Origin of the sequence: Pseudonocardia sp., from assembly GCF_025965585.1 — a bacterium.
GTDB lineage: Bacteria > Actinomycetota > Actinomycetes > Mycobacteriales > Pseudonocardiaceae > Pseudonocardia.
In genome coordinates this window covers 1-22,381 of sequence record NZ_JAOPWR010000141.1, presented here as the reverse complement: position 1 = coordinate 22,381, position 22,381 = coordinate 1, and the positions used below count along the sequence as shown (strand labels likewise).

Here is a 22,381-nt window from a genome sequence, read left to right as displayed (position 1 = left end):
GCACCCGCGCAAGGTGTCGATGCACTGCTGGGCCCGTTCCGGGTCGACGAAGAACATGCCGCCCGGACCTGCCGGGCCGGGGGCGGCCATGACCCGCAGGAGGTCGTCGGGCATCTCCGGAGCGGGGCGGAGGAGCTGCAGGTCGGGCGTGGTCACGGCGATGATCCTTCCAGCCGGGGCGGTGTGGCGGGGGCGTTCACCGGTCGTGCGACTCCTCGGCGCCGATCACGGGATCGGTGTGCGGAGGCAGGTTGCCGAGCCAGACCGACTCGGGGTCGGGCTCGACCAGCCACGGCGGGCGGTGGTGCTCGCGATCCTGACGCCCGCCGGCCGCGCCCGTCATCGGCATCGCGCCGTAGCCCGGTACGCCGACCCCGCCGCGACCGGCCGCGGCGGTGCGGCCTGCCGGTTCCGGCGATCCCGGCACGGGACGCGCGCCCGGTTCCGCGAACGGACCGGAGCGGCCGGCTCCCCCGGCCCCGCCCGAACCACCGAGCGGGCCCGGAACGCCCGGCCGTCCCGGACCGGACCCGACGTGCTGTCCGGTGCCCCAGAAGGGGGCGGGATCCCCGCCGGAGAGCACGGGTCCTGCGAGCGGGGGCCCGGCCGGCTCGCCGACACCGCCGTTCTGCGCGGGCCGCGGTGACGAGGGGCGGGCGGAGGAGGACCGGCCCGGCAGGGACTGCGGGGTGGTGGCGGCGTTTCCACCCGCAGGGTGAGGCATCCCGGCCCCCGCGCCCGGGCGGGCGACGACGGAGACCCCCGCGGCCGCAGGGGACCCGCCTGCCGGGGCGACGCCACCGGCCGGGCTCCCGGCAGGCCCGCCTCCATCGGCGAGCAAACCCGCGCCCGCAACGCCCCCGGCCGGGCCGCCGCCGGCCGGAACGCCACCGCCTCGCGCGCCTCCACCGGCTGCCCGCGGCGATGTGACGGCCGCCGGCGCGATCCCGACGTCACCGGGCTTCGGTGGCGGGAAGGCCTGGAACGACGTGGTCAGAGCGTGGTTGACGTTGTCCTGGTAGCGGCGCCCGGCGAGGACGGTGCTGGTGCGCAGCCGGTCGCGCTCCGAGCCGGGGGTGAAGAAGTCGTGCTCGGGAAGGGCCTGCATGTCGTGGCGGGCGCGGATGTGGTGGTCGGCCGTGTCCTCCAGCGCCCGCGCGGCGAGCTCCGCCTGCGCCCAGCCGGTGTCGCCCGGCTCGATCATCGCGGCGATGTGCCGCGCCGCGGCCTCGGCCGCCTCGCCACTGTGCGCCGCGGCGGCCGTCTTCAGTGCGTCGGCCACGCGGTCGCCGACCGTGCGCAGCTGCTCGGCCACCCCCCGGTAGGCGTCGGCCGCGGGCCCCATGGGCCCGTGGCCGACCCCCCGCAGCACGGGCTCGCGGACGTCGGCCTGCCGCATGCCCTCATACGGGACGTCGGTGATCTGGTAGTCGGCCATCGCGGTGCTCCGCCCCTCGTTCGCCCGGACTCCGCATGATGCGACACGAGGGGCCGTGCGCGTGGGCCTTCGGAGAAGGTGCCGGGAACGACCGAGGCGGGCGCAGGGGGATGCCCCTGCGCCCGCCTCGTCACCACGCGCCGGGCTGATCGAGCCCGGCGGTGGTGGCTATCAGCCCGCCAGTCGCGGGTAGTCGGTGTAGCCCTCGGCCCCGCCGCCGTAGAAGGTGTCGGGGTTGGGCTCGTTGAGCGGGGCGCCCCGCGTCCAGCGCTCGACTAGGTCGGGGTTGGCCAGGAACGGGCGGCCCACGGTCACGGCGTCGGCGAGCCCGTCGGCGATGAGACGCTCGAGCTCGTCGCGGTCGTCCTCCACGCCGAAGCCGGTGTTGAGGACGAACGTGGCCGGCCAGATCGCCTTCAGCTTCGCGACGATCGGGTCGTCGGCCTCGGCCAGCACGTGCAGGTAGGCGAGGTTCAGCTCGGCCAGCTGGGCGACGAGGGTCTCGTAGACCGACAGGTCGTCCTCGGTGACGTCGTTGAAGGGGTGCCCGGGGGAGATCCGGATGCCCACGCGGTCCGCACCGATGGCCTCGGCGGTGGCCTTCGCCACGTCCACGACGAAACGCGCCCGGTTCTCGGGGCTGCCACCGTAGGAGTCGGTGCGGTCGTTCACGCCGTCGGCGAGGAACTGGTGGAGCAGATAGCCGTTGGCGGCGTGCAGCTCGACGCCGTCCACCCCGGCGCGGACGGCGCGCGAGGCGGCGTCGGCGAACTCGGCGGCGACACCGGGGAGCTCCGCGGTCTCGAGCGCGCGCGGCGTGGTGTGCGGCTTCATGCCGTCGGCGGTGAACATCTCGCCGGCAGCGGCCTTCCCGGTGGACGAGACGGGCCGCCGGCCGCCGTTGTTGTCGGTGTGCGAGATGCGGCCGGCGTGCATGAACTGCACGACGAGCTGTCCGCCGTCGGCGTGGACGGCGTCGGCGACGCGCTTCCACCCGGCCTCGTTGGCGTCGTCGACGACACCGGCGGTGTTGATGTAGCCCTGGCCGACGGCGGACGGCTGGCTGCCCTCGGTGATGAGGACGCCGGAGCCCGCGCGTTGGCGGTAGTACTCGACGTTCAGGTCGTTCGGGGTGCCGTCGGCATCGGCGCGGTTGCGGGTCAGCGGCGCCATCCAGATGCGGTTGGCGGCCTGCAGCGCACCGGCGGTCACGGGCTGCAGGAGGGGGCTGTCAGAGGCAAGAGGCTGGGTTCCGGACACGTGAGTGTTCAACCAGGTGCCGTTGCGGGCCCTTCCCGAACCACGGCGTGCCGATGATCACGGTTTAGGCTTCTCCAGGTGAATCCCTCGACGCTGCATGCCCGGCTCGTGGTGGACGAGCTCGTGCGCTGCGGCGTCACCGACGCGGTCCTGTGCCCCGGCTCCCGCAACGCGCCGCTCGCCTTCGCGCTGCAGGCCGCCGACGCGACGGGGGCGCTGCGGCTGCACGTCCGGATCGACGAGCGGACGGCCGGGTTCCTCGCGCTCGGGCTCGCCGTGGCGTCGGGTCGTCCGGTGCCGGTGTGCACGACGTCCGGCACGGCGGTGGCGAACCTGCACCCGGCGGTGCTGGAGGCCTCGCACGCCGGGGTGCCGCTGCTCGTGCTCACCGCCGACCGGCCCCCGGAGCTGGTCGGCACCGGCGCCAGCCAGACGATCGTGCAGACCGACATCTTCGGCGGCGCGGTGCGACTGGCCCTCACCGGAGCCGGCTCGCCCGGGCAGCTGCGGTCGCTGGTGGACCGGGCGGTGGCGGCCGCGACCGGGGCGCTCGGATCGTGGCCCGGGCCGGTGCACGTCAACCTGCCGTTCTCCGAGCCGCTCGTGCCCGACGGTGACGACGTCGTTCCCGAGGGCCGGGCCGACGGCGCCCCGTGGACCGCGGTGCCGGCCGTCGTCCGCGAGGCGCCGCCGCTGCCGCTCGACCCCTCCGCGCCGACGCTGGTGATCGCCGGTGACGGCTCTCCGCCCCTCGACGTGCCGGTGCCGGTCGTGGCGGAGCCGTCGTCGGCGGCCTGGCCAGGATCCGTGCGCACGGGGCCGTGGCTGCTCGGCGCCGACCGGCTCACGCCGGCGCAGGTGGTGGTGGCCGGCAGGCCGACGCTGCACCGCGCGGTGCAGCGGCTGCTCGCCGACCCGGACGTCGCCGTGTACGCGCTCGCCGACGTCCAGGGTGGCCCCTGGACCGACGTCCCCGGCACCGTCCGCGCGGTCGGGAGCCTGCCCGCGCTCACCCCCGACCCCGCCTGGCTGCGCCGCTGGCGCCAGGCCGACGACGCGGCGGCGCAGGCTCTGGACAAGGCCCTCGACGACCCCGCCGCCGTCGAGGGCCTGCGCCTGGCGCGTGCGCTCGTCGCGGCGCTGCCCGACGGCGCCCAGCTGGTCCTCGGCTCGTCCAACCCGGTGCGGGACGTGGCGCTCGCGGCGGCACCGCGGACCGGCGTGACGGTGCGGTCCAACCGGGGCGTCGCGGGTATCGACGGCACGGTCTCGACGGCTGTCGGCGCAGCTCTCGCGCACCCCGGCCCGACGTACGCGCTGCTGGGTGACCTGACGCTGCTGCACGACACCACCGGGCTCGTCATCGGCCCGGACGAACCGCGCCCCGACCTGACGATCGTCGTCCTCAACGACGGGGGCGGCGGCATCTTCGGGCTGCTGGAGCAGGGCGCGCCCGAGCACTCGGCCGCGTTCGAGCGCGTGTTCGGCACGCCGCACCGCGTGGACCTCGCCGCGCTGTGCGCCGCCGTGGGGGTGGGGCACCACCTCACCGACGTCGCCGGCCTCCCCGCGGCGCTAGCGCCCGCACGGGGAATCCGCCTGGTGGAGGTGCGGGGCGACCGGTCACGGCTGCGGGACGGCCACGCCGAGCTGCGGTCGGCCGTGACGGCGGCCGTCCACCGCTCGTCGTAGGCCGTTCACCGGTACCGCGCCTGCTTCACCGTGCAGCGCGAACGCCGCAGAACGTACGGGGCCACCCGTCCGCAGGTCCGGCTGTGCCGGGGCGATCACCTGCCGTAACGACGGTTCCCACAACGCCGACGACCCAGGTGGAGCTCCCCAGCACCCGTCCGGCCCCGAGCGGTCCGGTCGTCCCCAGTCATCGAGGGTCACGCAGTGAGCAGGGCAGCGACCATGCACGGCGGTGTCACCCGCCCCGGACCGGCCCGCACGGGCCTGCGGCGCCCGACGGTGCTCCGGGCGGACCTGCGGGCCCCCGCCGGTGAGCTGCTCGTCCAGGCCGCGCTGGTCGGCGTCGCCTGGTGGTGCGTGAAGCTGCTGCAGGCCGCGGACGTGCCGTCCCGAGTCCCCGCCGTCCTGGTCTCGACGGCCGTCGTGCTGGCGTCGGTGCTGCTCGTCGTCGCCGCATGGGTGGGGCGCGACCGCCGGTCCCGGCGCGTCGCCGCCGCGGTCGGCGTCTACGCGATCGTCGCGCTCGTCGTGCGGATCGCCGGTGAAGGCACCCCCACCGGTCTGCAGGTGCTGGGAGCCAGCGTCGCCGTGCTGGGGGTGGTCGGGCTGCTCGCGCTCTCGGTGGCGGGCGCCGCCGACCCGCGCCGCGACCGGGACGTCGCCGTCGCGGTGCTGGTCTTCGTGCTCGCCGGCACGATCGCCGTGGCCACGGCCGGGATCCTCATGCCGGGCGCCGTCCCGCCGGGCGGGGTGGTGGCCGCGGCGGATCTCCTGGCGTGGTCGGGCGCGGGAGCTGCCGGGGTGGTCCTGCTCCTCGCCGGCACCGTGCTCCGGCGCCCGCTGCTGCGCCGCGCCGGTCTCGCGTTCGCCACGCTCGGTGGGGCCAACGCGGTGCGGATCGTCGAGGCGGCTCCGCAGCGGTCGTCGCTCGCGTCGGCGCTGGAGGGTGGCGCGGTGGCGATGATGCTCGTGGCGGCGGTGCCGTTCCTGCTGGCCACGATGCGGACGCTCGCCCACCAGCGCGACGCCTCGTGCCGGCGGCTGGAGGAGGCGGAGGCCGCCATCGCGGGGCTGGCCGAGCGCGATGACGAGCTGCGCAACCTCGTGGCCGGCCTGTCCGGAGCGGCCCGCGTCCTCACCCAGGAGGACGCGGTGGCGTCCCTCGACGGGCGCAGGCTGCTCGTGGCCGCGGGCGGGGAGCTCGAGCGTCTCCAGCGCATGCTCGGTGGCGGTTCGGCCGACCGGCGCGACGCGTGCGTCGGACGCGTGATCCGAGATCTCGCCCTCGTGCACCGCACCGTCGGCCTCGACGTCTGGGTGGACATCGACGGCGACCCGTACGCGGCCGTCGAGCCGGGCGTGCTGGCCCAGGTGCTGACCAACCTGCTGGTCAACTGCGCGCGGCACGCGCCGGGCGCGCGGGTCTGGCTGCGCGCCCGCACGGTCGGATCCCAGGTGCGCATCGAGGTGGCCGACGACGGCCCCGGCCTGCCCCCCGGCGCCACGGCCGCCGTGCCGCGGCGCGGCGCCGGATCCACCGGCAGCGGCCTGGGCCTCGCCCTCTGCGCCGAGCTCGCCGATCTCCACGGCGGCACGTTCACGTTCGCGTCGGGGAGCCGCGGCTGCACCGCGGTGCTCGACCTCCCGCTCAGCCTCCCCGACACCCTCCCGGCCGACCCCCTCCCGGCCGACGCAGTGCCGACGGAGCCCGCCGCCGGTGCGACGGTCGCGGCCGTGGGCGCGTGACGTCGGCCGGCCCACCGGTGCTGGTGGTCGACGACCACCACCTCGTCGCAGCGTCGCTCGCCATGGCACTGCGCGGCCGCGGGATCGCCGCCGTCGCGGTTGCGCCCGCCGAGTTCGTCGACCGCCTCGACCGCCCTGCCCCGCCCGGCGGCATGGTCATGCTCGATCTCGAGCTCGGGGCGGGTCTCGACGGCACGGTGCTGGTGCCGCGGCTGCGCGCGGCGGGCTGGGAGGTGGTCATCGTGACGGGCACGCTCGATGAGTCGCGCGTCGCTGCGGCGGTCACAGCCGGGGCGGCCGGATGGGTCCTGAAGTCCGCGCCCTTCGACGAGCTCGTGGCCACCGCGGTGCGGGTGGTCGAGGGCCGGCCCCTGCTGAGCGACGTCGAGCGGGCCCGGTTGCGCACGATCGCCGAGACGGTGGGCGCGGCGGATCGGCATCGGCAGCAGTGCTGGGTCAAGCTCACGCCCCGCGAGCGGCAGATCGTGGACCGGATCGTCCAGGGCAAGCGCCCGACCGCGATAGCGGAGGAGTTCGTGGTCTCGGTGGCCACCGTCCGCACGCAGATCCGGTCGATCCTCACCAAGATGGAGGTCGGCTCGCAGCTGGAGGTGGCGGCGCTGGTGCGGGAGCTGCGCAGGGGCGACGGGCGGCGCTGAGCGTCAGCCGGCCGCCTCCAGCGCGTCGCGCACGGCCACCATCTTCGCGGCGGCCTCCCGCACCTCGGTGTCCGGATCGGAGTCGGCCACCACGCCGCAGCCCGCAAACAGGCGCGCGACCGGCCCGTCGAGCTGCGCGCACCGCAGCGCGATGCCCAGCTCGCCGTCGCCGTCGCCGTCGACCCAGCCGACGGGGCCCGCGTAGCGCCCGCGGTCCATGCCCTCCAGCTCGGCGATGAGCGCGACCGCGGCCTCGCGCGGTGTGCCACCGACCGCCGCCGTCGGGTGCACCGCCTCGGCCAGCTGCAGCAGCGAGGACGGGTCCTCGGCGGGGAGCTTGCCGTGCACGTCGCTGGCCAGGTGCGAGACGTTGTGCAGCGCGATCACCGACGGGCTCTCGGGGATGTCCAGCTCGGCGCACAGCGGACGCAGCGCGTCGGCCAGGGAGTCGATGGCGAGCGCGTGCTCACGGCGGTCCTTGACCGATCCCAACAACCGGTCGGCGAGCCGGGCCGGGTCGGCGTCGGGTCCGTCACCGGGCCACGCGGTGCCGGCCAGGACACGGGACTCCACCGTGCCCCCGGTGCGCCGGATCAGCAGCTCGGGGGTGGCGCCGACCAGCCCGTCGACGGCGTACGCCCAGCACGTCGGGTAGCGGCGCGCCAGGCCGCCGAGCAGGAAGCGGGGGTCGAGCGGGTCCTCGCCGACGGCGAGCAGGTCATGGGCGAGCACCGCCTTCTCGATCTCGCCCGCCCGCATCCGACGCACGGCCTCGGCGACGGCGCGGCGGTAGCGTCCGGCGGACAGGTGGCCGTCGGCGTAGCGCAGCGTGCCGCTCGGGCGCACCGGTGTGACCGAACGCATCGCGGAGGCGCCGTCGCCGTGGGCGAACTCGGTGACCCACGCGCGGCCGTCGCGGCGCCCGACCAGCACGCGCGGGACGACCAGCACCGATCCCGGCGAGGAGTCGGCGAAGGCGAAGCTGGCGAACGCGACGGGCCCGGTACCGGGCGTCCCGACCTCGTCGTCGACGTCGAGACGTCCCGCGAAGTCCCGCCACCAGCGGTCGGCCTCGGCGAAGCGATCGGGCCCTGACGTGCGGAAACGCGCGACCTCACCCCACCCGACGAGACCGTCGGACCCTCGCACCCACGACATGCTGTGCTCGTCGGGAAGCAGGTCGATCAGTCGGCCCGGGTCGTCGACGAGCCTGGTTCGCACGCCGAACCCGGTCGGTAGCGGGGCGATCGTCACCTTTCCGAGAGTAGGAGGCGCGGGCCCGCAATGCGCGTCCGGCCCTGGAGGCGCGGGCCACACGTTCCCGGCCACCAGCACTAGGATGACGCACTGTGACCACACGCACCCGGGCGATCGACGAGCTGGCGGAGCTGGTCCGGCCCGCCGGTCGGGCCATCTCCCGCACGGCGCCGCAGATCGTGCTCGTCGTCGCGATCGTGATCACCCTGATGGCCGGGTTCGCCCTCGTCGCGGCGGCGCTCGACGACCGCACGATCTCGGGGAACCAGGCCATAGCCCAGGCGCAGGTGCTGGAAGGGTCCACGTTCTTCCGCACGCTGGTGCAGTTCACCGCCGCCGACGGCCAGGCCCACACCCCCGAGCTCGGCGTCTTCTACCCGCGCGGCCTGCAGCCGGGCAGCACCGTGGCCGTCGAGTACGACGTGACGAACCCCGACCTGGTCCGAGTCGCCGGGCGCACCGCATCCGAGGGGTTCCTGCCGCTGGGGGCCGGGGTGCTCGTGGTGTGGGCGATCGCCGTGCCGTGGTCGCGGCGGCTGCGCCGCAGCCGGGCGTCCTCCCCGGGCTGAACGCGACGGGGTGCCCCGACCCGCGTGCCGACGCGCGAGGTCAGCGGGACCGCCACCAGCGCAGGACCTCCTCCAGGGCCCCGGGGACGGCGACGATCATCGTGTCCGTGGGCAGGGGATCGGGGCGGCCCTCCCCGTCGACGACGAGCGCGCCGGCCTCCGTGGCCAGGCAGACGGCGCCGGCCACGTCCCACTCCCGGTAGTGGTCCAGCACAGCCGCGACGGCGTGGCCGAGCGCCACCTGCGTCACGGCGAGCGCCGACGACCCGAGCACCCTTACGCCGGCGTGGGCGGCCGCGGCCGCGCGCGTGAAGCCGGCGGCGTTCTCGACGGTCAGCTCGCCGCAGACCAGCCCGCCGACGGGGCTGCGGGGCGCCACCCGCACCGGCACGCCGTTGGCCCGCACCCCCCGGCCGCGGGCGGCGGCGTAGATCTGGGCGCGGCTGGGGTCGGCGATCACGCCGACGACGGGGCCGTGGGCGTCGACCAGCGCGAGGCTGTAGGCGCACCACGGGAAGCCCGCGACGTAGTTGGCGGTGCCGTCCACCGGGTCGACCACCCACCGGTAGGGCGCCGCCGCCGCGCCGGCGTCGGCGCCGTAGTCCTCGCCGACGACGGGCACGTCGGGGAAGTCGGCGGCCAGCACGCGGCGGGTGTGGCGCTCCAGCGTGCGGTCGGTGTCGGTGACCCAGTCGAACGGGTTGGTCCTGTGGCCCGCGCCCGTCTGGTACTCGCGCCCCGCGGTGGCCGTGATGACCTCCGCGGCGTCGTTGGCCAGCCGTCCGGCCACCTCGAGCGCGCGGGACAGCAGGCCCGGATCCACGGGCGGCGAGGAGATGTGCTGGAGGGTCACGATGCCGCCTCCGCGGAGGCGAGTACGTCGGCGGTCATGTGATCCGAGCGTCACCGCATCGGGTGTCCCCGGTGCGACCCGGAGATGACGTGTCGCCGATCACCGGGCCAACTGTGTCGCCCGACGCGTGCTGTTGGCCCCGTGTTCCACGACCCGTCAACCCGGCGACGGCCACCTGGACGGCGGCTGGTGCACGGTCCACCCGTGCGAGTCGCGATCGTCTCCGAGTGCTTCCTGCCCGTCGTCAACGGCGTCACCAACTCCGTGCTCCGCGTCGTGGAGCACCTCACGGCGGCCCGGCACGAGGTACTGGTGATCGCGCCGGGACTCGACGGGCCCGCCGAGTACGAGGGCGCCCGGGTCGTCCGCATCCCGGCGGTCGACCTTCCGGTCGTGTCGTCGATGCCGGTGGGTGTGCCCAGCCGCCGCGTGCTGACGGCGCTGCGCGACTTCGCCCCCGACGTCGTGCACCTGGCCGCGCCGTTCGTCGTGGGCTACCGGGGGCTGGCGGCCGCGCGCAGGCTCGGCATCCCGACCGTTGCGATCTACCAGACCGATGTGGCGGGTTTCGCGTCCTCGTACGGCCTCGGGCTGACGGCCCGCGCGGCGTGGCGCTGGACATGCCGCCTGCACGGCCAGGCCGACCGCACGCTCGCGCCGTCGAGCTGGGCCACCGGGGCGCTGCGGGCGCGTGGGGTGCCGCGGGTGCACCAGTGGGCGCGCGGGGTCGACACCAGCCGGTTCACCCCCTCCAAGCGCGACGACGGGCTGCGCCGCGAGCTGGCCCCGAACGGCGAGCTGCTCGTCGGCTACGTCGGACGGCTCGCGCCGGAGAAGCAGGTGGAGCGCCTCGCAGCACTGGCCGACGTCCCCGGGACGCGGATCGTGGTGGTGGGTGACGGGCCGGGCGCGGAGCGGCTGCGCACGGCACTGCCGACCGCGGCGTTCCTCGGCTTCCGCGGCGGCGACGAGCTGGCGCGCCTCTACGCCTCCCTCGATGTGTTCGTCCACACCGGACCGTCGGAGACGTTCTGCCAGGCCGTGCAGGAGGCGCTCGCGTCGGGGCTGCCGGTGGTGGCGCCGGATGCCGGCGGCCCGCGGGACCTGGTGCTGCCCGGACGTACCGGCTTCCTCGTGCCACCGCGTCCCGAGGGCGCCGACGCCGACGACCCCGCTTCGGCGGCGGCCGACGCCGTGCTGCGGGCCGCCGTCGTCACGCTGACCGACGACGCCACGCGCGCCCGCTTCGGCGCGGCGGCCCGGCGCTCGGTGCTGCGCAAGACCTGGACCACCGTCGGCGACGAGCTGCTGGCCCACTACGCCGAGGTCATCGGGGCCGCCGCCGCCGCGGCAGCGGCCTGACGTGCGGATCGTCCAGCTCGCGAACTTCTACGGCCCGCGCTCCGGTGGCCTGCGCACCGCGCTGCACCATCTCGGGGCGGGCTATGCCGGGCGTGGGCACGAGGTGGTGCTCGTCGTGCCCGGCGACCGCGGCGCCGACGAGGTGCTGCCCACGGGAATCCGGCGGATCACGGTCGCCGCGCCCCGGCTGCCCGGCACCGGCGGCTACCGGGCCGTCGACCCGTGGCGCGTGACGCGGCTGCTGGAACGGCTGCGCCCGGACGCGATCGAGGTCTCCGACCGGCTGACCCTGCGCGGGCTGGGCCACTGGGCGCAGCGCCACGGTGTGCCGAGCATCGTCATCTCCCACGAGCGCCTGGACCGGCTGCTCACGCAGTTCCTGCTGCCCGAGCCGGCCGCGCGCCGTGTGGCCGACGCGGCCAACACCCGGATGGCGGCGGCCTACGACACGATCGTCTGCACGACGTCGTTCGCGCGGGCGGAGTTCGACCGGATCGGTGCGGGCAACGTGGTGCAGGTGCCGCTCGGCGTCGACCTGACGACGTTCTCGCCGCGCCACCACTGCTCCGACCTGCGCTCCGAGCTGGGGCGGGACGCCGAGGTGCTGCTCGTCCACTGCGGGCGGCTCTCCCCGGAGAAGTACCCCGAGCGCAGCATCGACACCGTCGCCCTGCTGCGCGACACCGGACACCGCGTGCGGCTCGTCGTCGCCGGGGACGGCCCGCGGCGGCCCGCGCTGGAACGCCGGGCCGCCGGACTGCCCGTGACGTTCCTGGGGTTCGTGCCCGACCGTGTCCGCCTCGCGCGGCTGCTGGCGTCGGCGGACGTGTCGCTCGCCCCCGGCCCGCACGAGACGTTCGGGCTCTCGGCCCTCGAGGCGCTGGCCAGCGGGACCCCGGTGGTGGTGTCGGCGAGCTCGGCGCTGCCGGAGATCGTGGGCGGGTCGGGGGCGGCGGCCCTGGACTCCGCGGCGGACTTCGCGGCTGGCGTCACCACGCTGCTGGCAGCGGAGGAGGGGGCCCGGCGTACGGCGGCGCGGGCCCGGGCGGAGCAGTTCGGCTGGCCCGCCTCGGTGGGCCGGATGCTGGCGACGTTGACCGGGTGAGCCGCCTCCGTGTCGATCGAGGATCCCCGGACATGAGTTGGCCGCCGCTCCGACGGGTCGGGACGGCGGCCAACGGGCTCGGGCCACCAGGCGACCAAGCGTGCACAGTGGGCCCTGTGGGTGGTCTCGGCGGCGGCGGACGGTTGTCGTCCCTCGACGCAGACCCAGGACGCTTCGGCCTCGTCGCGGCATGCTCCGCGTGGGTACCTGCCGCTCGAGCCGGGATCACCGGCCGGGGGAGCACACCTTCTCCACCGGTACGCCCGTGGCCTGCCAGTTCTCCCTGACACAGGTGTACCGCGACGCATCCGTGGTGACAAGGGCCACAAGGCCGCGAAGCGCTGAACGGACCGCTGCCCGACCCCGTGGGGACCGTCGCTACGGTCGGCGCCGGGAGGTCCACGTGGCCGAGAACGTACCGAAGAAGCCGGGGCAGAAGCCGGTGAGAACATCGCCGCGGCAGTCGGCGTCAGGAAAGGCTGCGCCCGGGAGAAGGGCCTCCGGGAGGAAGGCGCCCGGCAAGATCGCGCCGGAGAAGGCCGTGCTGGACGTCCGCGACCTCTCGAAGGCGTTCGGGGGCCAGGCAGTGCTCGACCGTGTCTCGGTGCGGGTGCCCGCCGGGCGCGCCGTCGGGGTGGTCGGGCCGAACGGGGCCGGCAAGACCACGCTGCTGCGCTGCGTCGTGGGCATCGAGGTGCCCGACTCGGGCACCGTGCTGCTCGACGGCGAGCAGCGTCCGGAGACCGACCCGCGCTTCCGCGCCGACGTCGCGGTGCTCGTGGACGACCTCGACGTCTTCGGCGACCTCTCCGTGCTCGAGCACCTCGACCTGCTGGCCTGCGCGCACGGCGTCCCGAACTCGCGCGCCGTGGTGGACGCGGTGCTCGCCGACGTGCGGCTGACGGCGTCGGCCGACCATCTCCCCGCCACGCTCTCGAGCGGCCAGCGCAGGCGCCTGGCGCTGGCGTCGCTGCTGGTGCGGCCGCGGCGGCTGCTCGTGCTGGACGAGCCGGAGCAGCGGCTCGACACGGCCGGGCGGGCCTGGCTGGTCGAGCGGCTGACGGCCGAGAAGGCCGCGGGCACCGCCCTGCTGTTCGCATGCCACGACGACGAGATCCTGCAGGCCGTCGCCGACGACGTCGTCCGGATCGGGGAGTGACCCCCGCCGACGCACCGTGGTCCGGCGGAGGCGGCATCGTGGCCGCGGTCGCCGCCCCCCGGTGGCGTGACGTCCGGGCGCGGCTGCGAGGGGTGCGCCGCGCGAAGCGCCCGTCGTGGACGACCGTGGCCGGGAACGTCTACCAGACGCTGCTCTACATCGCGGTCATCGGCGGGCTGTTCGTCGAGGTCCTGCGCAACGCGCTCGGCGAGCTGCTGGTGCCGCCGAGCACCGGCACGCAGTACTGGCTCGGTGCGGCGACGGCGCTGCTGGGCGTCGCGCTGCTGCTGCGGGTGCTCCCCGCCCTGGGCCCGGTGACGGTCGGACCGGCCGCGGCGACCTGGCTGATGGCCGCACCGATCGACCGCGGCTCGTTCCTCGCCTCCCGCTACCGGATCGTCGTGGTGGCCGGGGCACTGGCCGGCTGCCTCGTGGGCGGGGCGGCGCTGCTCGTCGGCCTCAGCGCGGACCTGCGCGGCGCGATCGGGCTCGTCGTGCTCGCGGGGGCCGCCGGGGCGTTCCTCACCGTGCTCGCGGTGTGGGCGCAGGTCCGGCGGGGCCGGGAACGGGTGCTGGTGCGGACGGCGGGCGCGCTGACGGTGCCGGCGGTGGTGGGCATCGCGGTGGTCGTCCTGCTCGAACGCAGCGGCGACGCGCCTGCGGCTCCGGCGGGCGGGGCGGCGACGGAGGTGCTCGTCGGTGTCGCGGCGGTCGCCGTACTGGTCGCGATCGTGGCCGCGGTGCTCGGCCGCACGCGGCTGCGGCGCCTCGACCGCACCGCCGTCACCGCGGCCGGGCCCCTGCTCGCCGCGCTGACGCTGAGCGTCGGCTTCATGGACGGCTCCATCACGACGGGGGTGTCGCGCGAGCGGCGGCTGCGGGCGATCGGCACCGTCCGGTCCCGGCGGATCACCGGGAGCCGGGTCCGGGGCCTCCTGCTCGCGGACACCCGGCGGATGATGCGCGCCCGCTCCGCCTGGGCCACCGCCATCGCCCTGCTCGTGCTGCCCTACCTGGCCTCGGTGGCGGTGCCGCCGCGGGTGGTGCCGATCGCGCAGCTGCTCGGGGCCACGCTGGCCGCGGGCGGCCTCGCCGACGGGCTGCGCGCCGTCGCGGGCTCCCGGGGCCTGCGCCGCAACCTCGGGGGCACCAACCCCGAGCTGCTCGCCGTGCACTGCGTCGGACCCGCGGTGGTGGCGGTGGTGTGGACGCTGCTGGTGGCCCCCGCCGGTGGGTCCGTGCTGTCGCTGGTGCTGGTGCCGGTGAGCGCGATGGCCGTGGTCCTCCGGTTCGCGACGCGGCCCCCGCGCAGCTTCGGCGGGTCGATGGTCGACACCGGGGTGGGGCTCGGGCCGCTGCCGGTCGGCATGCTCATCGAGCTGTCGCGGGGGCCCCTGCTGTTCGTGGTCCTCGCGGGCATCCAGTTGTTCACGGGCTGACCGGCCACACCCGCCCGGGCGCCGTAGGCTCGGCCCGTGAGCCGCGCCGACCTGGACAAGAACCCCCGCGACGTCGCCGCGATGTTCGACGGTGTCGCGCGCCGCTACGACCTCACCAACACGGTGCTGACGGCCGGGCAGGACCGCCGCTGGCGCACCCTCACCCGCGCGGCGCTGGGCCTGCAGCCGGGCGAGAAGGTCCTCGACCTCGCCGCGGGCACCGCCGTGTCCACCGTCGAGCTGGCCCGCTCCGGCGCGTGGTGCGTCGCCGCCGACTTCTCCATCGGGATGCTGCGTGCCGGCGCCCGGCGCGAGGTGCCGAAGGTGGCGGCCGACGCGCTCGCCCTGCCGTTCCAGGACGCCTCCTTCGACGCCGTGACCATCTCGTTCGGCCTGCGCAACGTGGCCGACCCCGATACCGCGCTCGCCGAGCTCGCGCGCGTCACACGCCCGGGCGGACGACTCGTCGTGTGTGAGTTCGGTCGCCCCACGTGGGCGCCTTTCCGGGCCGCTTACTACCTCGGTCTGGAGCGGATCCTGCCCGCGATCGCGGAGCGCGTGTCCAGCAACCCGGAGGCGTACAGCTACCTCGGCGAGTCCATCCGGGCCTGGTCGCCGCAGCCTGAACTGGCCCTTCGCATCGCGAAGGCGGGATGGGGCCAGGTCGGCTGGCGCAACCTCGCAGGCGGTGCCGTGGCCCTGCACCGCGCCCGTCGCGTCTAGTCCTCACAGATCGCTCTCGGCCGCCGAGGCGGACGAGCACCTCTTGCGGCTCGTGCTTAGACTCACACGGACTTCGTGAAACTCTTCACAAGTAGAAGTTAGGTTCGCCTGGCTCCGGCCAGGACGGTGTCCCGACCTAGGGTCGGGCACCTGGTGAGCAAGATCCCCAATAGCCGGTCCGCCGCAGATGATGAGGGTGCACGATGCTCGATCCTTATCTCCCGCTTGTCTTGATGTTCGCCTTGGCCGGGGCGTTCGCTCTGTTCTCCGTGACGGCTGCGCCGTACGTCGGTCCGCGCCGTTACAACCGGGCCAAGCTCGACGCCTACGAGTGCGGGATCGAGCCCTCGCCCGACCCCGTGGTCGGCGGCGGCCGGATGCCGGTCGCCTACTACCTGACGGCGATGCTCTTCATCCTGTTCGACATCGAGATGGTCTTCCTCTACCCGTTCGCGGTCAGCGCGGACGCGCTCGGCCTGTTCGGGCTGGTGGAGATCGTGCTGTTCATCGTCACCGTCGGTTTCGCCTATGTCTACGTGTGGCGCCGCGGCGGCCTGGACTGGAACTAGAGGAGCACTCATGGGGCTCGAGGAGAACCTGCCCAGCGGCGTCCTGCTGACCAGCGTCGAGAAGCTGGTCAACTGGACCCGTAAGTCGTCGCTGTGGCCTGCCACCTTCGGGTTGGCCTGCTGCGCGATCGAGATGATGACCACCGGCGCGCCGCGCTACGACCTCGCCCGGTTCGGCATGGAGGTCTTCCGGGCCTCGCCGCGCCAGGCCGACCTGATGATCGTCGCGGGCCGCGTGAGCAACAAGATGGCCCCGGTCCTGCGCCAGATCTACGACCAGATGCCCGAGCCCCGCTGGGTGCTCGCGATGGGCGTCTGCGCATCGTCGGGCGGGATGTTCAACAACTACGCGGTGGTGCAGGGCGTCGACCACGTCGTGCCCGTCGACATGTACCTGCCTGGCTGCCCGCCGCGCCCGGAGATGCTCATGGACGCGATCCTCAAGATCCACGCCAAGATCATGGACGAGCCGCTGGGCGCCAAGCGGGCCGCCGAGCTCGCCGAGAGCGGCCACAAGACGGAGATGGTCCCGTCGTCGATCAAGTACGCGAAGAAGAAGTGATGGCTGACGACACCGAAGGCACCTCCAAGGAGAGCGCCGAGCCCACCGGCGGCGAGCAGTCCTCGGCCGAGGCGGGCGGCGCCGACACCGCGACACAGCGCGCGGCAGGCGGCGAGGCCCCGGAGAGCGGCGAGGTCGAGCAGGCGGCCCTCGGCGACGAGGCCGCCGAGGGCGGCACGCGCCCGGCCCCCATGCGCGCCCGCGAGGGCATGTTCGGCATCCACGGCACCGGCGACACGTCCGGCTTCGGCGGCCTGCGCCTGCCCGGCTACGCCCCCGCTCCCGCGGAGCGCCCGTTCGGCGGCTGGTTCGACGAGTTCGCCGACGACCTCGCCGAGGCGCTCGCCGAGCGTGGCGTGGCCCGCGGCGCGGTGCAGCAGATCACCATCGACCGCGGCGAGATCACGTTCTACGTGCAGCGCGAGCGGATCCTCGACATCTGCCGCACCCTGCGCGACGACGAGGGACTGCGTTTCGAGCTGTGCTCGTCGATCTCCGGTGTCGACTACGGCGCGGAGGTGGACCAGCGGCTGCACGTCGTCTACCACCTCACGTCGATGACCTACCGCCGCCGGATCCGGCTGGAGGTCGCCCTCGACGTCGAGGACCCGCACCTGCCGAGCGTGGTGGAGGTCTACCCCACCGCAGACTGGCACGAACGCGAGGCGTGGGACATGTTCGGCGTGATCTTCGACGGTCACCCCGCGCTGACCCGGATCCTCATGCCGGACGACTGGGACGGGCACCCCCAGCGCAAGGACTACCCGCTCGGCGGGATCCCGGTGGAGTACAAGGGCGCGGAGATACCCCCGCCCGACGAGCGGAGGTCCTACTCATGACCGACGTCCACGACGGCCCGGCGGCCCCGGCCACGCCCGCCGAGGAGCGCCGCACCACCGAGGGGCCGGTCTACACCGTCACCGGTGGCGACTGGGACACCCTCATCGACGAGGACCACGACGACCGCATCGTCATCAACATGGGTCCCCAGCACCCGTCCACGCACGGCGTGCTTCGGCTGGTGCTGGAGCTCGAGGGCGAGACGGTGCAGCAGGCCCGGTCGGTCATCGGCTACCTGCACACGGGCATCGAGAAGAACTGCGAGTACCGCACCTGGACCCAGGGCGTCACCTTCATCACGCGCGCGGACTACCTGGCGCCGCTGTTCAACGAGGCCGGCTACTGCCTGGGCGTCGAGAAGCTGCTCGGCATCGAGGTGCCGCGCCGTGCGCAGGTCGCCCGGGTGCTGCTCATGGAGCTCAACCGGATCGGCTCGCACCTGGTGTGCCTGGCCACCGGCGGCATGGAGCTCGGCGCGCTCACCGGCATGACGGCCGGGTTCCGTGAGCGTGAGGAGGTGCTGCACCTGCTGGAGTTCCTCACCGGGCTGCGCATGAACCACGCCTACATCCGCCCCGGCGGTCTCGCGCAGGACTTCCCCGAGGGCTGGGCCGAGAAGGTCACCGACTTCATCAAGGTGATGCGAAGCCGGCTCCCGGACTACGACAAGCTGCTCACCGGCCAGCCCATCTGGCGCCAGCGCCTGGAGAACGTCGGCTACCTGCCGCTCGACGGCTGCCTCGCCCTCGGCGCCACGGGCCCGATCCTGCGCGCGGCCGGTCTGCCCTGGGACCTGCGCAAGGTCGAGCCGTACTCCGGCTACGAGGAGTACGACTTCGAGGTCCCGACGGCCACCGAGGCCGACTGCTACGCGCGCTACCGCCTGCGCGTCGCAGAGATGCACGAGTCGCTCAAGATCGTCGAGCAGGCCGTGGCGAAGATGGAGCCGGGCCCGGTGATGGTCGCCGACCAGAAGGTGGCCTGGCCCGCGCAGCTCTCGGTCGGCTCGGACGGCATGGGCAACACGCTCGAGCACGTCCGCAAGATCATGGGTCAGTCGATGGAGTCGCTGATCCACCACTTCAAGCTGGTCACCGAGGGCTTCCACGTGCCGCCCGGGCAGGTCTACTCGGCGATCGAGTCGCCGCGCGGCGAGCTCGGCTTCCACCTGGTGTCCGACGGCGGCACACGCCCCGTGCGCGTGCACGTGCGCGACCCCAGCTTCGTGAACCTGCAGACGATGCCGGCGATGAGCGAGGGCGGCATGGTCGCCGACGTGATCGCCGCCGTCGCCAGCATCGACCCCGTCATGGGAGGCGTGGACCGATGACGTTGCCCGAAGGCACCCCGGAGACGAACGGCCCGGTGGTCGCGCCCGAGGAGGTCGTGTGGGACGGGCCGGCCGACCAGCCGATCGTCTCGCCGCTCTTCGACGAGGTCACCCGGCAGCGGTCGAAGGAGATCATCGCCCGGTACCCGCAGTCGCGCTCGGCGCTGCTGCCGTTGCTGCACCTCGTGCAGTCGGTGGAGGGGTTCGTCAGCCAGGACGGCATCCGGTTCTGCGCCGACGAGCTGGAGCTGACCACCGCCGAGGTCTCCGCGGTGGCCACCTTCTACACGATGTACAAGCGCACCCCCTGTGGCGAGCACATCGTCAGCGTCTGCACCAACACGCTGTGCGCTGTGCTCGGCGGCGACGACATCTACGAGCGGCTGACGACGAAGCTCGGGGTCGGCCACGAGGAGACGGCGGGCGAGCCGGGAACCACCGGGTCGATCACGCTGGAGCACGCCGAGTGCCTCGCGGCCTGCGACCTCGCCCCGGTGCTGCAGGTGAACTACGAGTTCTTCGACAACCAGACTCCTCGGTCCGCCGAGGCCCTGGTGGACGCGCTGCAGCGCGGCGAGAAGCCGCACCCCACCCGTGGCGCCCCGCTCACCGACTTCAAGACCGTGGAGCTGGAGCTGGCCGGGATCTTCCCCGACCTCGAGCGCAGCGTGGAGGGCCCGTCCACGGCGCCCGAGACGATGCGCGGCGCGGCGTTGGCCACCGAACGGGGCTGGGCCGCACCCGCGATGCCCGACACCCCGCCCGCACCGCCTGCCCTTCCGGAGAAGAGATGACCGCCGACGTTCTTCCTCCCGCGGAGGCGCAATCATGACCGATCAGTTGACCCCCGTCCTCACCCGGCGCTGGCAGAGCCCGCGTTCGTGGTCGATCGACACCTACGAGCAGACCGACGGCTACCAGGCCCTGCGCCACGCGCTCACGGCCCACCCCGACCAGCTCATCCAGCTCGTCAAGGACTCCGGCCTGCGCGGCCGCGGTGGCGCGGGCTTCCCCACGGGCATGAAGTGGAGCTTCATCCCGCAGGGCCCGACCGGCCCCGGGGCCAAGCCCAAGTACCTCGTGATCAACGCAGACGAGGGCGAGCCGGGCACCTGCAAGGACATCCCGACGATGATGGCCGACCCGCACTCGCTCATCGAGGGCTGCGTCATCACGAGCTACGCGATCCGCGCGAACTTCTGCGCGATCTACATCCGCGGGGAGGCGCTGCACCCCATCCGCCGGGTGCGCAACGCCGTGAACGAGGCCTACGCCAAGGGCTACCTCGGCAAGAACATCCTCGGCTCGGGCTTCGACCTCGACATCGTGGTGCACGCCGGCGCGGGCGCCTACATCTGCGGCGAGGAGACGGCACTGCTCGACTCGCTCGAGGGTCGTCGTGGTCAACCCCGCCTCAAACCTCCGTTCCCGGCCACCTCGGGGCTCTACGCGTCGCCCACCGTGGTGAACAACGTGGAGACCATCGCGTCGGTTCCCTCGATCGTGCAGGGCGGCAGCGACTGGTTCCGCGAGATGGGCAGCGAGAAGTCGCCCGGCCCGAAGATCTACTCGGTGTCCGGCCACGTCGAGAAGCCCGGCCAGTACGAGGCTCCCCTCGGCATCACTCTGCGGCAGCTCCTGGAGCTCGCCGGCGGCATGAAGGGCGGCGTCCCGCTGAAGTTCTGGACGCCGGGCGGCTCGTCCACCCCGCTGTTCACCGCGGAGCACCTCGACGTCCCCCTCGACTTCGAGGGCGCGGCAGCCGCGGGGTCGATGCTCGGCACCACCGCGGTGCAGGTCTTCAACGAGACCGTGTCCGTGCCGTGGGCGGTCATGAAGTGGACCGAGTTCTACAAGCACGAGTCCTGCGGCAAGTGCACCCCGTGCCGCGAGGGCACCTACTGGCTCGTGCAGATCCTCGAGCGACTGGTGCACGGCGAGGGCCGCGCCGCCGACGTCGAGACCATGCTCGACATCTGCGACAACATCCTGGGCCGGTCGTTCTGCGCCCTCGGTGACGGCGCCACGAGCCCGATCACCAGCGCGATCAAGTACTTCCGCCAGGAGTTCCTGGACCTGTGCGCGGCCCAGCCCGGTGCCGCCACCCCCGAGCCCGCCGGAGCGATGGCGTGACCCTGACTCAAGACTCCGAGGCGGACACGACGCCCGTCCCCGAAGGGCATGTGCGGCTGACGATCGACGGCCAGGTCGTCGACGCCCCCCAGGGCGAGCTGCTGATCCGCACCTGCGAACGGCTCGGGATCATCGTCCCGCGCTTCTGCGACCACCCTCTGCTCGACCCGGCGGGCGCCTGCCGCCAGTGCCTGGTCGAGGTGGAGATGGGCGGGCGGCCGATGCCCAAGCCGCAGGCCAGCTGCACGATGACGGTCGCCGACGGCATGGTCGTCAAGACGCAGCGCTCATCGGCGGTGGCCGAGAAGGCCCAGGCCGGCGTCATGGAGCTGCTGCTCATCAACCATCCGCTCGACTGCCCGATCTGCGACAAGGGCGGCGAGTGCCCCCTGCAGAACCAGGCGATGACGAGCGGGCGCACGGAGAGCCGGTTCGTCGAGACCAAGCGGACCTTCCCCAAGCCGCTGCCGATCTCCTCGCAGGTGCTGCTCGACCGCGAGCGCTGCGTGCTCTGCCAGCGCTGCACGCGCTTCTCCGAGCAGATCGGCGGCGACCCGTTCATCGAGCTGCTGGAGCGCGGCTCCGAGCAGCAGATCGGCGTGGCCGACGACAAGCCGTTCCAGAGCTACTTCTCGGGCAACACCATCCAGATCTGCCCGGTCGGCGCGCTCACCAGCTCCGCCTACCGGTTCCGCTCCCGCCCGTTCGACCTCGTCTCCACCCCGGGTGTCTGCGAGCACTGCTCGTCGGGCTGCTCGCAGCGCGTCGACTCCCGCCGCGGCACGGTCATGCGGCGGATGGCGGGCAACGAGGCCGAGGTCAACGAGGAGTGGACCTGTGACAAGGGCCGCTTCGCGTTCCGCTACCTCGCCTCGAAGGACCGCATCACCCGCCCGATGGTCCGCGGCGCCGACGGCGTGCTCGCCGAGACGTCCTGGACCGAGGCCCTGACGGCCGCGGCTCACGGCCTCGCACAGGCCCGCGAGGGCGGCATCGGTGTCCTGGCCGGCGGCCGCCTGACCGTCGAGGACGCCTACGCCTACGCCAAGTTCGCGCGCGTCGCGGCCGGAACCAACGACGTCGACTTCCGGGCCCGCCCGCACTCGGCCGAGGAGCTGGACTTCCTCGCCGCGCACGTCGTCGGCCAGGGTCCCGAGGTGCTGGACTACACGCGCCTCGAGGCCGCGCCCGCGGTGCTCTGCGTCGCGTTCGAGCCGGAGGAGGAGTCGCCCATCGTCTTCCTCCGCCTCCGCAAGGCGGCCCGCAAGCACGGCCAGAAGGTGTTCCACCTCGGCCAGTGGACGACGCCGGCCGTCGAGCGCACCTCCGACGAGACGGGCGCCGCGTCCCCGGCCGCCAAGGACAACCTGATCCCGGCCGTCCCGGGCGCGGAGGCGGCCGTGCTGGCCGACCTCCCCGCGCACGTGATCGAGGCCCTGACCGGCGGCGGGGTCGTCCTCGTCGGCGAGCGGGCCGCAGAGGTCCCCGGGCTCTACTCCGCGGTGTCGGCGCTGGCCGCCCGCACCGGTGCGGCCGTCGGCTGGGTCCCGCGCCGGGCCGGTGAGCGCGGCGCCGTCGAGGCGGGTGCGCTGCCCTCGCTCCTGCCGGGTGGTCGTCCGGTCGCCGACGGCGGCCCGCTCGCCGACTACTGGGGTGTGGCTGGGCTGCCGGCCAAGCCGGGCCGG

20 protein-coding genes are annotated in these 22,381 nt (G+C 74.1%); 16 read left to right on the top strand and 4 right to left on the bottom strand.

Going from position 1 to position 22,381, the window contains the following annotated elements; genetic code table 11:
* Positions 1-196: 196 nt before the first annotated feature.
* Both JWR81_RS08965 and JWR81_RS08960 read right to left on the bottom strand, forming a co-directional pair.
* On the bottom strand, positions 197-1,438 hold the full coding sequence (locus JWR81_RS08965) for a hypothetical protein (RefSeq protein WP_297649362.1): 1,242 nt from the start codon (positions 1,436-1,438) through the stop codon (positions 197-199).
* 171 nt (positions 1,439-1,609) lie between these two features.
* Positions 1,610-2,650, bottom strand: coding sequence for an alkene reductase (locus JWR81_RS08960; RefSeq protein ID WP_297649360.1), 1,041 nt, complete (start codon positions 2,648-2,650; stop codon positions 1,610-1,612).
* Between the two features lie 126 nt (positions 2,651-2,776).
* Between JWR81_RS08960 and menD the strand changes: the two genes are divergently transcribed.
* From menD to JWR81_RS08945, 3 genes are all read left to right on the top strand, one after another.
* Positions 2,777-4,390: a 2-succinyl-5-enolpyruvyl-6-hydroxy-3-cyclohexene-1-carboxylic-acid synthase gene (gene menD / locus JWR81_RS08955; RefSeq protein ID WP_297649358.1), complete on the top strand. Its 1,614-nt coding sequence runs from the start codon at positions 2,777-2,779 to the stop codon at positions 4,388-4,390.
* A gap of 204 nt (positions 4,391-4,594) precedes the next feature.
* Entirely contained in the window at positions 4,595-6,136 is a 1,542-nt protein-coding gene (locus JWR81_RS08950) for a HAMP domain-containing sensor histidine kinase (protein ID WP_297649356.1), read from the top strand.
* Positions 6,133-6,795 (top strand): response regulator, encoded by a 663-nt coding sequence (locus JWR81_RS08945; protein WP_297649354.1) that lies wholly within the window; start codon positions 6,133-6,135, stop codon positions 6,793-6,795. Before JWR81_RS08950 ends, JWR81_RS08945 begins: the two co-directional genes overlap by 4 nt.
* A 3-nt stretch (positions 6,796-6,798) precedes the next feature.
* Here JWR81_RS08945 and JWR81_RS08940 read toward each other — a convergent pair whose 3' ends face one another.
* Positions 6,799-8,049, bottom strand: coding sequence for an isochorismate synthase MenF (locus JWR81_RS08940; protein WP_297649352.1), 1,251 nt, complete (start codon positions 8,047-8,049; stop codon positions 6,799-6,801).
* 95 nt (positions 8,050-8,144) lie between these two features.
* Here JWR81_RS08940 and JWR81_RS08935 point away from each other — a divergent pair, with 95 nt between their 5' ends.
* Entirely contained in the window at positions 8,145-8,621 is a 477-nt protein-coding gene (locus JWR81_RS08935; protein ID WP_297649350.1) for a DUF3592 domain-containing protein, read from the top strand.
* 40 nt (positions 8,622-8,661) lie between these two features.
* On the opposite strand, the gene JWR81_RS08930 is transcribed toward JWR81_RS08935, so the two are convergent.
* Positions 8,662-9,474, bottom strand: a complete 813-nt coding sequence (locus JWR81_RS08930; protein WP_297649348.1) for an inositol monophosphatase — start codon at positions 9,472-9,474, stop codon at positions 8,662-8,664.
* A 204-nt stretch (positions 9,475-9,678) separates the two neighbouring features.
* Between JWR81_RS08930 and JWR81_RS08925 the strand changes: the two genes are divergently transcribed.
* From JWR81_RS08925 to JWR81_RS08870, 12 genes are all read left to right on the top strand, one after another.
* Complete coding sequence (locus JWR81_RS08925; RefSeq protein ID WP_297649346.1) at positions 9,679-10,836, top strand: glycosyltransferase family 1 protein; 1,158 nt, start codon at positions 9,679-9,681, stop codon at positions 10,834-10,836.
* Position 10,837: 1 nt separating this feature from the next.
* Positions 10,838-11,941: a glycosyltransferase gene (locus JWR81_RS08920; RefSeq protein ID WP_297649344.1), complete on the top strand. Its 1,104-nt coding sequence runs from the start codon at positions 10,838-10,840 to the stop codon at positions 11,939-11,941.
* A gap of 403 nt (positions 11,942-12,344) precedes the next feature.
* On the top strand, positions 12,345-13,100 hold the full coding sequence (gene ccmA / locus JWR81_RS08915) for a heme ABC exporter ATP-binding protein CcmA (RefSeq protein WP_297649342.1): 756 nt from the start codon (positions 12,345-12,347) through the stop codon (positions 13,098-13,100).
* Positions 13,097-14,539, top strand: coding sequence for a DUF6297 family protein (locus JWR81_RS08910; RefSeq protein ID WP_297649340.1), 1,443 nt, complete (start codon positions 13,097-13,099; stop codon positions 14,537-14,539). Before ccmA ends, JWR81_RS08910 begins: the two co-directional genes overlap by 4 nt.
* A gap of 36 nt (positions 14,540-14,575) precedes the next feature.
* The gene (locus JWR81_RS08905; RefSeq protein WP_297649338.1) at positions 14,576-15,262 is read left to right on the top strand and encodes a demethylmenaquinone methyltransferase; all 687 of its coding nucleotides are present in this window, start codon (positions 14,576-14,578) and stop codon (positions 15,260-15,262) included.
* Positions 15,263-15,465: 203 nt separating this feature from the next.
* Positions 15,466-15,831 carry an NADH-quinone oxidoreductase subunit A gene (locus JWR81_RS08900; protein WP_297649336.1) on the top strand — a complete coding sequence of 122 codons (366 nt, stop codon included), beginning with the start codon at positions 15,466-15,468 and terminating at the stop codon, positions 15,829-15,831.
* A 10-nt stretch (positions 15,832-15,841) separates the two neighbouring features.
* Positions 15,842-16,393, top strand: coding sequence for an NADH-quinone oxidoreductase subunit B family protein (locus JWR81_RS08895; protein WP_297649334.1), 552 nt, complete (start codon positions 15,842-15,844; stop codon positions 16,391-16,393).
* The gene (locus JWR81_RS08890) at positions 16,393-17,232 is read left to right on the top strand and encodes an NADH-quinone oxidoreductase subunit C (RefSeq protein ID WP_297649332.1); all 840 of its coding nucleotides are present in this window, start codon (positions 16,393-16,395) and stop codon (positions 17,230-17,232) included. The genes JWR81_RS08895 and JWR81_RS08890 overlap by 1 nt, the downstream gene beginning before the upstream one ends.
* Entirely contained in the window at positions 17,229-18,563 is a 1,335-nt protein-coding gene (locus JWR81_RS08885) for an NADH-quinone oxidoreductase subunit D (protein WP_297649330.1), read from the top strand. Before JWR81_RS08890 ends, JWR81_RS08885 begins: the two co-directional genes overlap by 4 nt.
* Positions 18,560-19,357, top strand: coding sequence for an NADH-quinone oxidoreductase subunit NuoE (gene nuoE, locus JWR81_RS08880; protein WP_297649328.1), 798 nt, complete (start codon positions 18,560-18,562; stop codon positions 19,355-19,357). Before JWR81_RS08885 ends, nuoE begins: the two co-directional genes overlap by 4 nt.
* A 34-nt stretch (positions 19,358-19,391) precedes the next feature.
* Positions 19,392-20,696 carry an NADH-quinone oxidoreductase subunit NuoF gene (gene nuoF / locus JWR81_RS08875; protein ID WP_297649326.1) on the top strand — a complete coding sequence of 435 codons (1,305 nt, stop codon included), beginning with the start codon at positions 19,392-19,394 and terminating at the stop codon, positions 20,694-20,696.
* Positions 20,693-22,381 (top strand): NADH-quinone oxidoreductase subunit G (locus JWR81_RS08870; protein WP_297649324.1); only part of this gene is annotated, 1,689 nt, incomplete at its 3' end. The genes nuoF and JWR81_RS08870, both read left to right, overlap by 4 nt.

Bases quoted from the DNA above. Each gene is read 5' to 3' on its own strand.
- JWR81_RS08965 (WP_297649362.1), bottom strand. From the start codon at position 1,438: ATGGCCGACTACCAGATCACCGACGTCCCGTATGAGGGCATGCGGCAG.
- JWR81_RS08900 (WP_297649336.1), top strand. From the start codon at position 15,466: ATGCTCGATCCTTATCTCCCGCTTGTCTTGATGTTCGCCTTGGCCGGG.
- JWR81_RS08895 (WP_297649334.1), top strand. From the start codon at position 15,842: ATGGGGCTCGAGGAGAACCTGCCCAGCGGCGTCCTGCTGACCAGCGTC.
- JWR81_RS08890 (WP_297649332.1), top strand. From the start codon at position 16,393: ATGGCTGACGACACCGAAGGCACCTCCAAGGAGAGCGCCGAGCCCACC.
- JWR81_RS08885 (WP_297649330.1), top strand. From the start codon at position 17,229: ATGACCGACGTCCACGACGGCCCGGCGGCCCCGGCCACGCCCGCCGAG.
- nuoE (WP_297649328.1), top strand. From the start codon at position 18,560: ATGACGTTGCCCGAAGGCACCCCGGAGACGAACGGCCCGGTGGTCGCG.
- nuoF (WP_297649326.1), top strand. From the start codon at position 19,392: ATGACCGATCAGTTGACCCCCGTCCTCACCCGGCGCTGGCAGAGCCCG.